Annotated in this window: 17 protein-coding genes; 6 read left to right on the forward strand and 11 right to left on the reverse strand. The window is 56.1% G+C overall.

Annotated elements, in window-relative coordinates; all coding sequences use genetic code 11:
• Positions 1 to 232 precede the first annotated feature (232 nt).
• Entirely contained in the window at positions 233 to 775 is a 543-nt protein-coding gene (locus tag WCL58_RS17755) for a gamma carbonic anhydrase family protein (RefSeq protein WP_004929699.1), read from the forward strand.
• Between the two features lie 38 nt (positions 776 to 813).
• On the opposite strand, the gene aroE is transcribed toward WCL58_RS17755, so the two are convergent.
• Genes aroE through dprA form a run of 5 tightly spaced genes read right to left on the reverse strand, consistent with a single transcriptional unit; the run spans position 814 to position 4,358 of the window.
• Complete coding sequence (gene aroE / locus WCL58_RS17760) at positions 814 to 1,632, reverse strand: shikimate dehydrogenase (protein ID WP_100396799.1); 819 nt, start codon at positions 1,630 to 1,632, stop codon at positions 814 to 816.
• A gap of 11 nt (positions 1,633 to 1,643) precedes the next feature.
• Entirely contained in the window at positions 1,644 to 2,213 is a 570-nt protein-coding gene (tsaC, locus tag WCL58_RS17765) for an L-threonylcarbamoyladenylate synthase type 1 TsaC (protein WP_047729720.1), read from the reverse strand.
• A gap of 7 nt (positions 2,214 to 2,220) precedes the next feature.
• Positions 2,221 to 2,766 carry a DNA topoisomerase family protein gene (locus WCL58_RS17770; RefSeq protein WP_019456195.1) on the reverse strand — a complete coding sequence of 182 codons (546 nt, stop codon included), beginning with the start codon at positions 2,764 to 2,766 and terminating at the stop codon, positions 2,221 to 2,223.
• Positions 2,767 to 2,791: 25 nt separating this feature from the next.
• Positions 2,792 to 3,265, reverse strand: coding sequence for a DUF494 family protein Smg (smg, locus tag WCL58_RS17775; protein ID WP_033650013.1), 474 nt, complete (start codon positions 3,263 to 3,265; stop codon positions 2,792 to 2,794).
• Positions 3,237 to 4,358 (reverse strand): DNA-protecting protein DprA, encoded by a 1,122-nt coding sequence (gene dprA, locus WCL58_RS17780; protein WP_060441500.1) that lies wholly within the window; start codon positions 4,356 to 4,358, stop codon positions 3,237 to 3,239. The genes smg and dprA overlap by 29 nt, the downstream gene beginning before the upstream one ends.
• Before the next feature lie 133 nt (positions 4,359 to 4,491).
• Here dprA and def point away from each other — a divergent pair, with 133 nt between their 5' ends.
• The 5 genes from def to mscL all read left to right on the forward strand — a co-directional run bounded on the left by def (position 4,492) and on the right by mscL (position 9,311).
• Complete coding sequence (gene def / locus WCL58_RS17785; protein WP_015379260.1) at positions 4,492 to 5,001, forward strand: peptide deformylase; 510 nt, start codon at positions 4,492 to 4,494, stop codon at positions 4,999 to 5,001.
• Positions 5,002 to 5,018: 17 nt separating this feature from the next.
• On the forward strand, positions 5,019 to 5,963 hold the full coding sequence (gene fmt, locus WCL58_RS17790; protein ID WP_060424591.1) for a methionyl-tRNA formyltransferase: 945 nt from the start codon (positions 5,019 to 5,021) through the stop codon (positions 5,961 to 5,963).
• A 73-nt stretch (positions 5,964 to 6,036) separates the two neighbouring features.
• Complete coding sequence (gene rsmB / locus WCL58_RS17795; protein WP_089186527.1) at positions 6,037 to 7,326, forward strand: 16S rRNA (cytosine(967)-C(5))-methyltransferase RsmB; 1,290 nt, start codon at positions 6,037 to 6,039, stop codon at positions 7,324 to 7,326.
• A gap of 55 nt (positions 7,327 to 7,381) precedes the next feature.
• Positions 7,382 to 8,758, forward strand: coding sequence for a Trk system potassium transporter TrkA (gene trkA, locus WCL58_RS17800; protein WP_004929716.1), 1,377 nt, complete (start codon positions 7,382 to 7,384; stop codon positions 8,756 to 8,758).
• A 136-nt stretch (positions 8,759 to 8,894) separates the two neighbouring features.
• Positions 8,895 to 9,311 carry a large-conductance mechanosensitive channel protein MscL gene (gene mscL / locus WCL58_RS17805; protein ID WP_025304493.1) on the forward strand — a complete coding sequence of 139 codons (417 nt, stop codon included), beginning with the start codon at positions 8,895 to 8,897 and terminating at the stop codon, positions 9,309 to 9,311.
• A 58-nt stretch (positions 9,312 to 9,369) separates the two neighbouring features.
• Here the strand turns inward: mscL and WCL58_RS17810 are convergent, their stop codons facing one another.
• From WCL58_RS17810 to rpsD, 6 genes are all read right to left on the reverse strand, one after another.
• Positions 9,370 to 9,576 (reverse strand): alternative ribosome-rescue factor A, encoded by a 207-nt coding sequence (locus WCL58_RS17810; RefSeq protein ID WP_100396735.1) that lies wholly within the window; start codon positions 9,574 to 9,576, stop codon positions 9,370 to 9,372.
• A gap of 75 nt (positions 9,577 to 9,651) precedes the next feature.
• Positions 9,652 to 10,083, reverse strand: coding sequence for a Zn(2+)-responsive transcriptional regulator (zntR, locus tag WCL58_RS17815; RefSeq protein ID WP_033636251.1), 432 nt, complete (start codon positions 10,081 to 10,083; stop codon positions 9,652 to 9,654).
• Positions 10,083 to 10,457 (reverse strand): DUF1992 domain-containing protein, encoded by a 375-nt coding sequence (locus WCL58_RS17820; protein ID WP_102985421.1) that lies wholly within the window; start codon positions 10,455 to 10,457, stop codon positions 10,083 to 10,085. Before WCL58_RS17820 ends, zntR begins: the two co-directional genes overlap by 1 nt.
• 148 nt (positions 10,458 to 10,605) lie before the next feature.
• Positions 10,606 to 10,995 carry a 50S ribosomal protein L17 gene (gene rplQ / locus WCL58_RS17825; protein ID WP_004929726.1) on the reverse strand — a complete coding sequence of 130 codons (390 nt, stop codon included), beginning with the start codon at positions 10,993 to 10,995 and terminating at the stop codon, positions 10,606 to 10,608.
• A gap of 40 nt (positions 10,996 to 11,035) precedes the next feature.
• A complete protein-coding gene (locus WCL58_RS17830; RefSeq protein WP_002919219.1) occupies positions 11,036 to 12,025 on the reverse strand; it encodes a DNA-directed RNA polymerase subunit alpha in 990 nt (329 codons plus the stop codon).
• A 25-nt stretch (positions 12,026 to 12,050) separates the two neighbouring features.
• Positions 12,051 to 12,671: a 30S ribosomal protein S4 gene (rpsD, locus tag WCL58_RS17835; RefSeq protein ID WP_025304496.1), complete on the reverse strand. Its 621-nt coding sequence runs from the start codon at positions 12,669 to 12,671 to the stop codon at positions 12,051 to 12,053.
• Between the last annotated feature and the right edge of the window lie 28 nt (positions 12,672 to 12,699).

The raw sequence follows: 12,699 nt of genomic DNA on the forward strand, positions 1-12,699 counted from the left end.
TGTGAAGTGAATCACTTGCGCCGTGTCGATGGAGGCGCATTATAGGGATCCGAGTTTTTTGCACAACCCCTTTTTTGATCTTTTCTTTCTGTTTGCACACTTTTCAGCCCTTCCGGGTGGATCTTGTGCGATCAGGGCCATTTTCCGCAGGATCCGGCGCTGCTGTTGGTTGTAATTCCATCGCCAGAGTCTAGTATTGCCGGTAAATATGATCCCGACGTGAGGCAGCATTATGTCCGATGCAGTACGTTCTTATCTTCAATACACCCCCAAACTCGGTCAGCGCGTCTTGATCGATCCTTCCAGCGTCGTGATCGGCGACGTCGATCTGGCGGATGACGTCAGCATCTGGCCGCTGGTCGCTATCCGCGGCGACGTCAATGCGGTAAAGATCGGCGCGCGCAGCAATATTCAGGACGGCAGCGTACTGCATGTGACTCACCGTTCCGAACACAACCCAGACGGTTATCCCCTGCTGATTGGGGAAGACGTGACCGTGGGCCATAAAGCGATGCTGCACGGCTGCGCCATCGGCAACCGGGTGCTGGTCGGTATGGGATCGATCCTGTTGGACGGTGTAGTAGTAGAAGACGACGTAATGATTGGTGCCGGCAGTTTGGTGGCGCCGGGCAAGCGCCTGGCGAGCGGCTATCTTTATATGGGCAGCCCGGCACGCCAGGTTCGGCCGTTGACCGCCGCCGAGTTGGAGGGATTGCTTTACTCTTCTAACAACTATGTACGCTGGAAAGACGAATACCTGTCGGAAGATATCTGATGGGCGCCCCGTTCCCTATAAAGAGAACGGGGTAGGATTTATGCCGCCAGCTCGCTGCGCAGCTGGCGCAATACCGGCTCGATCTCTGGCATCACTCCGTGCCAAAGCAGGAAAGCATGCGCCGCCTGCCCCACCAGCATACCCAGCCCATCGGCATATTCCGTTGCCCCCCGCTGCTGCGCCCAGGCCAGGAATGGCGTGACGCCCTGCTGATAGAACATGTCATAACAACGGGTTTTCGCGTTGACTACGCCCGCGGGCAAGGCCGGGATCTCCCCGCTGATGCCGGACGCCGTCGCATTGATCACCAGATCGAACGCTTGCTGATCCAGTTGATCCATCGGCGCCGCCGAGATTTCCCCCAAATGCCGGAAAGCGTGGGCCAACTCTTGAGCCCGGCTGAAGGTGCGGTTGGTGATCGTGAGCCGGCAGCCGAAAGACAGCAGCGGTAGGATCACACCGCGCGCTGCGCCGCCGGCGCCCACCAGCAGAATGCGATCCTGCGGCCGGATCAATTGTTGACGCTGCAGATCGGTCAGCAAACCGACGCCGTCGGTGTTATCCCCCAATAGACCGCCATTCGGCAATACCTTCAGGGTATTGACCGCCCCGGCCATCGCTGCACGCTCGCTCAGCTCGGAGGCGAGCTCATAAGCACGCTCTTTGAAAGGCACCGTGACGTTCGCCCCCAGCCCTCCGGCGTGGATAAACGCCTGCAGGCTGGTTTCAAAACTGTCCAACGGCGCCAACACCGCTCCATAAGGATGCTCAATGCCAGTCTGGGCAGCGAACAGCGCATGAATTCGCGGCGACTTGCTGTGACCAATAGGGTTGCCAAATACCGCAAACTTCTCCATGCCCATTACCTCTAGCCCTGACGGATCTGTTCGCCGGTCAGAGCATCTCTGATTTCGGAAGGATTAAGACGGCCACCCACCTCGCCGGCCAATACCGGGAAAGCAGTGCCGAATTGTCGTGTGACTTCATCCGCACTGCGGCACGGCTCCAACCCACTGAGATTGGCACTGGTCGATACCAGTGGCTTACCGTACTGCCGACACAGCCGCTGCACCAACGGGTGATCGCTAACGCGCACCGCCAGCGAGCTGAAACGCCCGGTCAGTAAACGTGGCGTCTCCGGGCGAGCAGGCAACACCCAGGTTACCGGCCCAGGCCAGCTGGCGAACATCGTCGCGCGCTGCTGTTCGCTGAGCGCACTGTCGTCGATATAAGGCTTAAGCTGCGCATAGTCGGCGGCGATCAGAATCAGCCCCTTTTCCCACGGCCGCTGTTTCAACGCCAGCAGCGCATTGACCGCCTGTTCGCTGTCGGGATCGCACCCCAGGCCGAATACCGCTTCGGTAGGATAGGCAATCACCTGCTGTTGATGCAAAGCATCGATGATAGATACAAGGTTCGGGCTTAATTCTGAGTTCATGATGTGATTATTCTGTAGTCGCGACAGGTTTTCCGCACAGCTTGCTGGCACAGCACAGGACGGGGCCTTTTGCCGTGCGCTTTTCCATCAGCAGCGGATAATGGCAATAGGCACATTCACCGGCGACGGGTTTAACATTGAGGGCAAATTGGCATTCCGGGTAACGATCGCAGGAGTGAAAAACCTTGCCATAGCGCGATTTACGCTGCAGCAGTTTGCCCTGACCGCACTGCGGACAGGTAATGGCGGTTTCGTCAGGCTTATCGATCACTTCAGTATGATCGCACTGCGGATAATCGCTGCAACCGATAAACATGCCATAGCGCCCCTGGCGCAGCACCAACGTCGCCTGGCACTTCGGGCACTGTTGCCCATCCAGCACCTTGACGATATGCCCGTCGGCCTGCGCTTTCAGCGGGCGAATATATTGGCATTCAGGGTACTGGGAACAACCGAGGAAGGGGCCATGGCGACCGCTACGGATCACCAACTCGGCCCCGCATTCCGGACAGGGTTCATTTTGCCTGGCGGCAAAAATCGCGTTTTTTGTCATAACGTCTTCTATGCGCGTTATCGGCTCAATGCAGATAACCTTCGTTCACTTCAAACAACAGTTCTTCCATTTGCTGATAGGCGCTTTCATATCCGGGGATATTAAACAGCACCATCAACACGACCCATTTCAGATCTTCGAGATCGAATTCCGCATTATCCAAGGCCATAACGCGGTCGATAACCATTTCACGGGTTTCGAGGTTCAATACCTGAATCTGTTCCAGGAACAGGAGAAAACCACGGCAGCCGGCGTCCAAACGCGCGCTTTCCTCTTCGGTGTAGATCCGCATCGCCAGCGGATCGGCATCCATAAAGTAAGGCGCATTTTGACCTTCTTGCAGGTCAGCCAACTTCTCAAGCCAATTCAACGCGTTGTAGATATCATCCCGATGAAACCCCGCCTGAGCGAGATCATCAGTCAGTTGATCCTGATCGACGCGCATCTCTGGTTCATTGTGGATATAAGTTTCAAACAAGTACATGAGTACGTCGAACATGGCTTGCCCTCCTTATTCGGACATAGCCGCCGGGTACAGCTGCGATCCAACCTGCTAACTCCAGTTCGAGTAACTTGATTACCACCACTGGCACAGGTTGGCCGGCACGTTCAGCGACGACGTCAACAGGTGTCACCTCATCTCCTACGTTAGCCAACACATCGGCAAATGGCAATTCAACTTCAGCCTGCGACGCACAAATAGTTGTATTTTCGTTCAGTGGCAGCCAGTGAAGGCCGCTTCCCAGCAATTCTGCGATATCTTTAGGCCCGGTGACCAGGTGCGCGCCCTGTTGGATCAGCCAATGTGTCCCCTCGCTCATCGGGTTCCCTAACGGCCCCGGCAAGGCGAACACTTCACGCCCCTGCTCCAGCGCATAGCGAGCCGTCACCAGAGTACCGCTGCGCAACGAGGCTTCTATGACCAGAACGCCCTGGCTCAGCCCGCTGATAATACGGTTACGGCGCGGAAAATGGTCGGCCAGAGGTAAATCAGTGACCAAATGATCTGAAATCACCGCGCCGCCCTGCTCGACAATATGCTCCGCGAGCCTGCGGTGCCGGCGTGGATAAACATTGGCCAGCCCGCTGCCCAGCACCGCTACCGTGCAACCCCCGACCGCCAGCGCTGCGCGATGGCAAATGCCGTCGATGCCGATCGCCAAACCGCTGGTGATGGTGAAACCGCAACGCGCCAATTCCTCGGCGAAATAATTGGCCCAACGCTCACCGTAGTGGCTGAACTGCCGGCTGCCAACCATGGCGAGCTGCGGGCGCAGCAACGCCTGAGGATCGCCCTCGATCAGCAGAAACAGCGGCGCATCGTCGATCTGGGCCAGGCGTTCCGGATAACCGGCCGCTCCGTAGTTCAGCATACGGTGCGCCGGCTCCTCCAGCCAACGCAGGGTCGCGGCCAGATAACCGGGATCCACCTGGTTGAACTGCGTCTGCTGCCGTTCGTCCAACCCTAGCTCATGCAGCACGCGGCGAGGCTCGCACCCCATTTGCGATAGCTGCCGCACGAGCCGGCTGGCCACAACGGTCTGCAGCCCCGTTACCCCTCGCATCCGTAAAGCGATCTCTTCCGGCCGCATCGTCTGTTCCCTCAGCAAAAACGGTGGTATTACCAATCTGAGCAATTGGTGCGCAATGCTGTCAATCAGGCCGGGAAATGTCTAGAATAGAGGTTAAACCTCGTTCATTACTCGGATACAGATCTAAAGATATATGTCAGTCTTGCAGGTATTACATTTCCCAGACGAGCGTCTGCGCAAAGTCGCAGCGCCGGTAAAAGAAGTCAATGCAGATATCCAGCGCATCGTGGATGATATGTTTGAAACCATGTACGCAGAGGAAGGCATTGGCCTGGCTGCGACTCAGGTGGATATCCATCAGCGCATTATCGTGATCGACGTCTCCGAGAATCGCGATCAGCGCCTGGTGCTGATCAACCCGGAACTGCTGGAAAAAAGTGGCGAAACCGGCATCGAGGAAGGCTGTCTTTCCATTCCCGAACAGCGTGCGTTGGTACCCCGTGCCGCGCAGGTGAAGATCCGCGCGCTGGATCGCGAAGGCAAACCTTTCGAGCTGGAAGCGGACGATCTGTTGGCGATCTGCATCCAGCACGAGATGGATCACCTGATGGGTAAACTGTTCGTCGATTACCTGTCGCCGCTCAAGCGTCAGCGCATTCGTCAGAAACTGGAAAAAATGGCCAAGCTTCAAGCCCGCGCCTAACCGATCAGGAAATCAACGTGTCTGACTCTTTACGGATTATTTTCGCCGGAACACCAGACTTCGCAGCGCGTCATCTTGACGCGCTGTTGTCATCTGAGCACCAGATTGTCGGCGTTTTTACCCAGCCCGACCGCCCGGCAGGCCGCGGCAACAAGCTGACGCCAAGCCCGGTCAAAGTACTGGCTGAACAACACCAACTGCCGGTCTTTCAGCCCAAATCGCTGCGCCCCGAAGAAAACCAACGCCTGGTGGCCGATCTCCACGCCGACGTGATGGTGGTGGTTGCCTACGGGCTAATCCTGCCGCAGGCGGTGCTGGATATGCCGCGTCTCGGTTGCATCAACGTACATGGCTCGCTGCTGCCTCGCTGGCGCGGCGCGGCACCGATCCAGCGTTCGCTCTGGGCCGGCGACAGCGAAACCGGCGTGACCATCATGCAGATGGACGTCGGTCTCGATACTGGCGACATGATGCACAAGATTGCCTGCCCGATTGAGAGCAGCGATACCAGCGCCAGTCTCTACGACAAGCTGGCACAGCTCGGCCCGCAGGGCATGCTGACTACGCTGCGCCAAATGGCAGACGGCAGCGCCACCCGCGAAGTGCAGGACGAAGCGCTGGTCACCTATGCAGAGAAGCTGAGCAAAGAAGAAGCCCGTCTGGACTGGAATCTGTCCGCCGCTCAGTTAGAGCGTTGTATCCGCGCCTTCAACCCTTGGCCGGTCAGCTACTTCACCATCGACGATCAACCGGTGAAAGTGTGGCAAGCCAGCGTACTGACGCAAAGCACCAACGCGGAGCCAGGCACCGTTGTCCATGCCGACAAGCACGGCATTCAGGTGGCGACCGCCGACGGCATCCTCAATCTGATCCAACTGCAGCCCGCCGGCAAGAAACCGATGTCGGCGCAAGACCTTTTAAATTCACGTCGTGAATGGTTTACCCCGGGTAACCGGCTGTAAGTCAACCCCACTGCCCGGCCGTTCATCGCCGGGCCGTTATTTTCTTAATGCCGATCGTTATCAGCTTCAGCCTATGAAAAATAATTACAATCTCCGCAGCATCGCTGCCAAAGCCATCGGCCAGGTGCTGGATCAAGGGCAGTCGCTCAGCACCGTCCTGCCGGCGCTCCAAACCACCATCAGCGATAAAGATCGCGGGTTGCTGCAGGAACTGTGTTTCGGCACGCTGCGCGTGCTGCCGCAGCTCGAATGGTGCATTCAGCAATTGATGGCTAAGCCGCTGACCGGCAAGCAGCGCACGCTGCACTATTTGCTGATGGTCGGCCTGTATCAGCTGCTGTATACCCGTATCCCGGCGCACGCCGTATTGGCGGAAACCGTGGAGGGCGCGGTAGCGCTGAAACGCCCGCAGTTGAAAGGCCTGATTAACGGCGTCTTGCGGCAATTCCAGCGCCAGCAGGAAGAGCTGCTACAGCGCGCCGCCAACAATGACAGCCGCTATCTGCACCCAAGCTGGTTGCTGAAACGCCTTCAACAAGCCTATCCCGCCAACTGGGAACAGATCGTCGACGCCAATAACCAGAAGCCACCGATGTGGCTGCGCGTCAACCGCCTGCATCACACCCGGGAAGCTTATCTGCAGTTGTTGACCGACGCCGGCATCGCCGCAGAACCTCACGCAGACTATGCCGATGCAGTGCGTTTGCTGGCGCCTTGCGCCGTGACCGATCTGCCTGGGTTCGCCGACGGCTGGGTCACCGTGCAAGATGCCTCAGCCCAGGGCTGTGTCGATCTATTGGATCCGCAAGACGGTGAACAGATCCTCGATTTGTGCGCCGCGCCTGGCGGCAAAACCACGCATATTCTGGAAGCGGCACCGAAAGCGCACGTCATGGCGGTCGATATCGACGAACAGCGCCTGGCGCGGGTGAAAGAAAACCTGCAGCGCCTGCGTTTGCATGCCGAAGTTAAGCTGGGTGATGGCCGCACCCCGCAGCAATGGTGCGGTGACAAGCAGTTCGACCGGATTCTGCTGGACGCGCCTTGTTCCGCCACCGGCGTGATCCGCCGTCACCCCGACATCAAATGGCTGCGCCGCGATCGCGACATCGCCGAACTCGCCGCGCTGCAGGCCGACATCCTGGAAGCCGTCTGGCCCCATCTGAAATCGGGTGGCGTGATGGTTTACGCCACCTGCTCTATCCTGCCGGATGAAAACAGCAGCCAGATCGCCGCGTTCTTGCAGCGCCACGCCGATGCCAAGCTGGTTGAAACCGGCGATGCGCAGCGGCCTGGGCGGCAGAATATCCCGCATCCCGAGGACGGCGATGGCTTCTTTTACGCTAAGCTGATTAAAATGTAATGCTTCGGGGCGTGCGTGCGCGCCCTAAGTCTTTCAGTGTGAAGCAGAGAACACGATGAAAATAATTATTCTTGGTGCCGGTCAGGTTGGCGGGACGCTGGCGGAAAACCTGGTGGGTGAAAACAACGATATCACCGTCGTCGATACCGATTCCGGTCGTCTGCGTCAGCTGCAGGATAAATTCGATCTGCGCGTGGTTCAGGGGCACGGCTCTCACCCTCGAGTGCTGCGCGAAGCCGGCGCGGAAGACGCCGACATGCTGGTCGCCGTCACCAACTCCGACGAAACCAACATGATCGCCTGCCAGATCGCCTATTCTCTGTTTAATACCCCCAACCGTATCGCCCGTATCCGCGCGCCGGAATATATCCGCGAGTCGGAGAAACTGTTCCTGCCGGAAGCGGTGCCGATCGACCATCTGATTTCACCGGAACAGTTGGTCATAGACTATATCTACAAGCTGATTGAATACCCCGGCGCGCTGCAGGTGGTCAATTTCGCCGAAGGTAAGGTCAGCATCGCCGCGGTTAAAGCCTATTACGGTGGCCCGCTGGTCGGCAATGCGCTCTCTTCGATGCGCGAACACATGCCACATATCGACACCCGCGTCGCCGCAATTTTCCGCCAGGACAGACCTATCCGGCCGCAAGGCTCGACCATTATCGAAGCCGGTGATGAAGTGTTCTTCGTCGCCGCATCACAACACATCCGCGCGGTGATGAGCGAACTGCAGCGGCTGGAAAAACCGTATAAGCGCATCATGATCGTCGGTGGCGGCAACGTCGGCGCCGGCCTGGCCGCCAAGCTGGAAAAAGACTACAACGTCAAACTTATCGAGCGAAACCAGCAACGCGCCGCCGAACTGGCCGAGCAGCTGCACGATACCATCGTGTTCTACGGCGATGCCTCCGACCAGGAGCTGCTGGCCGAAGAGCACGTCGAGCAAGTGGATGTCTTCATCGCTATCACCAACGACGATGAGGCCAACATCATGTCCGCCATGCTGGCCAAGCGCATGGGCGCCAAGAAGGTAATGGTATTGATCCAGCGCCGCGCCTATGTCGATCTGGTGCAAGGCAGCGTGATCGATATTGCCATTTCCCCCCAACAGGCGACCATCTCCGCCCTGTTGGGGCACGTGCGCAAAGCGGATATCGTCAGCGTTTCGTCACTGCGCCGCGGCGTGGCGGAAGCGATCGAAGCGATTGCCCACGGCGATGAAAGCACGTCCAAAGTGGTCGGCCGCATCGTCGAAGACATCAAGCTGCCACCAGGTACCACCATCGGTGCGATCGTGCGTGGCGACGACGTTATCATCGCCAATGGCAACAGCAAAATCGAACAGGGCGATCACGTCATCATGTTTATTACCGACAAGAAATTCGTGCCGGACGTTGAACGCTTGTTCCAACCGAGCCCGTTCTTCTTGTAGAACGAATTTATTAGGCGATGGTCTATAATCGCGTAGTTGTTCTCTGCCTTGGGGGAGATAAAACTTCTCTCCTTTTGTGGCAAAGGGAAATTGCTTTGTTAAACTTGAGTTATTAATTCTGCAAGGGGTGCGTTCTATGAGTATGTTGAAAGAGTTTCGCGAATTTGCCATGCGTGGCAACGTGGTCGATTTGGCCGTCGGTGTGATTATCGGTGCTGCATTCGGCAAGATTGTTTCGTCCTTCGTGGCCGATATCATCATGCCACCTCTGGGCCTACTGATCGGCGGCGTCGACTTTAAACAGTTCCATCTGGTTTTACGTGAAGCTCAGGGCGCCGTCCCGGCGGTGGTAATGAACTACGGTTCATTCATTCAAACCGTATTCGACTTCGTGATTGTCGCCTTCGCCATCTTCCTGGCGATTAAATTGATGAACAAAATGCGCCGCAAGCAGGAAGAAGCCCCGGCAGCGCCGCCAGCACCTACCGCAGAAGAGAAACTGCTGACGGAAATCCGTGACCTGCTGAGCCAGCAACAACAGCCAAAACTGTAAAACAGCGTTTGGTTACGCCAATAAAAAGCCACCTGACGAAGGTGGCTTTTTTAATGCCTTAAAACCAGAAGGCCAGTGGTAACTGATCGTTTGATCGTTTACCACTGGCCTCCCAGTTACCGCCTTTGTTGTGTTTTTCTTTACGCCGATAGCTGCCTTTGCCTTTCACATTCTTTTCTACTCGTTGACGGAATAGCGGATCATGCAGCAGCGCCTCAATGGCGTTATCTTGAATCTGACCTTTAGTGTGACGATATTTCGTCATGATAATGCTCCTGTAAAAGGTGGGGTAATAAAACGGGGCGATAATACTGCCGGCGGTATAAAAATTAAAGTATCGTCAGCAACCTTTTTTGCCTTTTTCATCGCTGGCGCCCTGTTCCAAGGCTTCCAGAATAGAGCAATAATTGCTGGTATGGGCAGTGCCGCAGCAGGCATCACTCAGCCGCTTCAGCGATTCGCGCATACGAGTCAGCTCCGCCAACTTGCTTTCCACTTCGCTCAGCCGCGCATCGACGATCGACTTCGACTCTTGGCAGGTATGATGCTCAGGATCGACGCGGATCGACAGCAGCTCGGCGATCGTTTCCAGAGTAAACCCCAGCTGCTTGGCATAGCGAATGAAGCGCAGCCGCTGCAGATCCTGCTCGGTATACAACCGATAGCCGCCTTCGGTGCGGACATTGTGATCCATCATGCCCTGCTTTTCATAGTAACGCACGGTATCCGGCGTCACTTCAGCAAGCTTGGCCAACTGACCTATCTTGAACATTACTTCTCCTCCCGGGTGAATTTGCCGTCCAATGCACGCTGATATTCGCCATGCAAGAAATCCGTACTCATCCCAGCCTGACGTAATCGATGCTCCAGCAGCGCCATGCGATTACTGAGTTCGACATAGTCCGGATGCTCACTGCTAATCTCTTGCAGCAAGCGAGCAACGGTCAACGCCTCTTTGCGATCTTCCAGCTCCGGTGGCAGGTAACCGGCATTTTTCAGCAGACGGTAACCGGCGCGTAGCTCAGCCGGCACCGCGCTGTCATCTTCCAGCGTCAACGGTTGGCCCTGGCCGGGCAGATTGTCGAACTCGCCTTTATCCTGGGCATCAAGGATATGACGTTCCGCCCATTGATCGAGCAACCCCATGACAGACAGCCTCGGTAAGCTTAATGATGAAGCCTTAGCATAGCGGATAGGGGCGGGGATCTTAAGCGCAGCGGGAGAATTACGCACATTTGGCTGGGTTTGGACGTAAAAAAACCGGGCAAGCCCGGTTTTTTTACGCGTCTACAGATTACTCTGCAGTTGCTACTTCTGCTTGAGACTCAGCACGATCAACCAGCTCGATGTATGCCATCGGCGCGTTGTCGCCTGCGCGGAAGCCACACTTCAGAATGCGAGTGTAACCACCGGCACGGCTCGCGAAACGCGGGCCCAGCTCGTTAAACAGTTTTGCCACGATCTCGTTATCACGAGTACGGGCGAATGCCAGACGACGATTAGCTACGCTGTCGGTCTTGGCAAGAGTAATCAGCGGCTCAACAACGCGACGCAGCTCTTTTGCTTTTGGCAGGGTCGTCTTGATGATCTCATGACGAACCAAAGAGCCGGCCATGTTACGGAACATAGCCTGGCGATGGCTGCTGTTACGGTTCAGTTGACGACCACTCTTACGATGGCGCATGACCTTATCCTTCTCAGTAAAACCTTAACCTGTGATCCGGTTACTCGTCAGCAATGCTTGCCGGCGGCCAGTTTTCCAGGCGCATGCCCAGAGACAGACCACGTGAGGCCAGCACGTCTTTAATCTCGGTAAGAGATTTTTTACCCAGGTTTGGCGTTTTCAGCAACTCAACCTCGGTACGCTGTACCAGATCACCGATGTAGTGGATAGCTTCTGCCTTGAGGCAGTTAGCAGAGCGGACAGTCAATTCCAGATCGTCAACAGGGCGCAGCAAGATCGGATCGAACTCTGGTTTCTCTTCTTTAACTTCCGGCTGACGTACATCACGCAGGTCAACGAAAGCTTCAAGTTGTTCAGCCAGAATGGTGGCCGCACGGCGGATCGCCTCTTCAGGATCGATCGTGCCATTGGTCTCCATCTCGATGACCAGCTTATCCAAGTCAGTACGCTGTTCTACACGCGCAGCTTCAACATTGTAGGCGATACGCTCTACAGGGCTGTAGCAGGCGTCAACCAACAGACGACCGATTGGGCGCTCATCTTCTTCCGAATGAATTCGGGCAGAAGCCGGCACATAACCGCGACCGCGCTGAACTTTGATACGCATGCTGATAGCCGCGTTCTCATCAGTCAGGTGGCAAATCACGTGCTGAGGCTTGACGATTTCGACATCACCATCATGGGTGATGTCGGCAGCGGTCACAGGGCCAATGCCAGATTTATTCAGGGTAAGAATAACTTCGTCTTTGCCTTGAACTCTCACCGCCAGCCCTTTCAGGTTGAGCAGGATCTCCAGGATATCTTCCTGTACGCCTTCTTTGGTGCTGTACTCATGCAGTACACCATCAATCTCAACCTCGGTCACCGCGCAACCCGGCATAGATGAAAGCAGAATACGGCGCAGTGCGTTGCCAAGAGTATGGCCAAAGCCACGCTCTAAAGGCTCAAGGGTCACCTTGGCGTGCGTCGAACTGACTTGCTCGATATCTACCAGGCGCGGTTTTAGAAACTCTGTCACAGAACCCTGCATTGTGTCCTCTCTTTGGTACTAAGCTTTACTTGGAGTAAAGCTCGACGATCAGGTGTTCGTTAATGTCCGCAGACAGATCGGTACGTTCAGGCATACGCTTGAACACGCCTTCCATCTTAGCAGCATCAACTTCCAGCCAAGTCGGCTTTTCACGCTGCTCAGCCAGCTCCAGAGAAGCTTTAACACGAGACTGCTTTTTAGCTTTCTCGCGGATGCTGACTACGTCATTCGGAGATACCTGATAAGAAGCGATGTTAACAACGTGACCGTTTACCATAACTGCTTTGTGGCTAACCAGCTGACGTGACTCTGCACGAGTAGCGCCGAAGCCCATACGGTAAACAACGTTGTCCAGACGACCTTCCAGCAGCTGCAACAGGTTTTCACCGGTGTTGCCCTTCAGGCGGGTTGCTTCTTTGTAATAGTTACGGAATTGACGCTCCAGAATGCCGTACATACGGCGAACTTTCTGCTTCTCACGCAACTGAACACCGTAATCAGACAGACGCGGTTTACGCGCACCGTGCTGACCAGGTGCTTGTTCAATTTTACACTTGGAATCGATCGCGCGAACGCCAGACTTAAGGAACAGGTCTGTGCCCTCACGACGGCTCAGCTTGAGCTTAGGACCCAAATATCTTGCCATTTTCTTTCTCCAACAATCCTAAAAGCTG

The organism is Serratia sp. TMDUHS_CL (assembly GCF_037137105.1).
GTDB classification, from domain to species: Bacteria; Pseudomonadota; Gammaproteobacteria; order Enterobacterales; family Enterobacteriaceae; genus Serratia; species Serratia nevei.

Excerpts from the sequence above, each read along its gene's own strand:
- rplQ (WP_004929726.1), bottom strand. The coding sequence starts at position 10,995 with ATGCGCCATCGTAAGAGTGGTCGTCAACTGAACCGTAACAGCAGCCAT.
- def (WP_015379260.1), top strand. The coding sequence starts at position 4,492 with ATGTCAGTCTTGCAGGTATTACATTTCCCAGACGAGCGTCTGCGCAAA.
- WCL58_RS17820 (WP_102985421.1), bottom strand. The coding sequence starts at position 10,457 with ATGGGGTTGCTCGATCAATGGGCGGAACGTCATATCCTTGATGCCCAG.
- trkA (WP_004929716.1), top strand. The coding sequence starts at position 7,382 with ATGAAAATAATTATTCTTGGTGCCGGTCAGGTTGGCGGGACGCTGGCG.
- rsmB (WP_089186527.1), top strand. The coding sequence starts at position 6,037 with ATGAAAAATAATTACAATCTCCGCAGCATCGCTGCCAAAGCCATCGGC.
- rpsD (WP_025304496.1), bottom strand. The coding sequence starts at position 12,671 with ATGGCAAGATATTTGGGTCCTAAGCTCAAGCTGAGCCGTCGTGAGGGC.
- WCL58_RS17810 (WP_100396735.1), bottom strand. The coding sequence starts at position 9,576 with ATGACGAAATATCGTCACACTAAAGGTCAGATTCAAGATAACGCCATT.
- smg (WP_033650013.1), bottom strand. The coding sequence starts at position 3,265 with ATGTTCGACGTACTCATGTACTTGTTTGAAACTTATATCCACAATGAA.
- WCL58_RS17770 (WP_019456195.1), bottom strand. The coding sequence starts at position 2,766 with ATGACAAAAAACGCGATTTTTGCCGCCAGGCAAAATGAACCCTGTCCG.
- zntR (WP_033636251.1), bottom strand. The coding sequence starts at position 10,083 with ATGTTCAAGATAGGTCAGTTGGCCAAGCTTGCTGAAGTGACGCCGGAT.
- dprA (WP_060441500.1), bottom strand. The coding sequence starts at position 4,358 with ATGCGGCCGGAAGAGATCGCTTTACGGATGCGAGGGGTAACGGGGCTG.
- aroE (WP_100396799.1), bottom strand. The coding sequence starts at position 1,632 with ATGGAGAAGTTTGCGGTATTTGGCAACCCTATTGGTCACAGCAAGTCG.
- mscL (WP_025304493.1), top strand. The coding sequence starts at position 8,895 with ATGAGTATGTTGAAAGAGTTTCGCGAATTTGCCATGCGTGGCAACGTG.
- tsaC (WP_047729720.1), bottom strand. The coding sequence starts at position 2,213 with ATGAACTCAGAATTAAGCCCGAACCTTGTATCTATCATCGATGCTTTG.
- WCL58_RS17830 (WP_002919219.1), bottom strand. The coding sequence starts at position 12,025 with ATGCAGGGTTCTGTGACAGAGTTTCTAAAACCGCGCCTGGTAGATATC.
- WCL58_RS17755 (WP_004929699.1), top strand. The coding sequence starts at position 233 with ATGTCCGATGCAGTACGTTCTTATCTTCAATACACCCCCAAACTCGGT.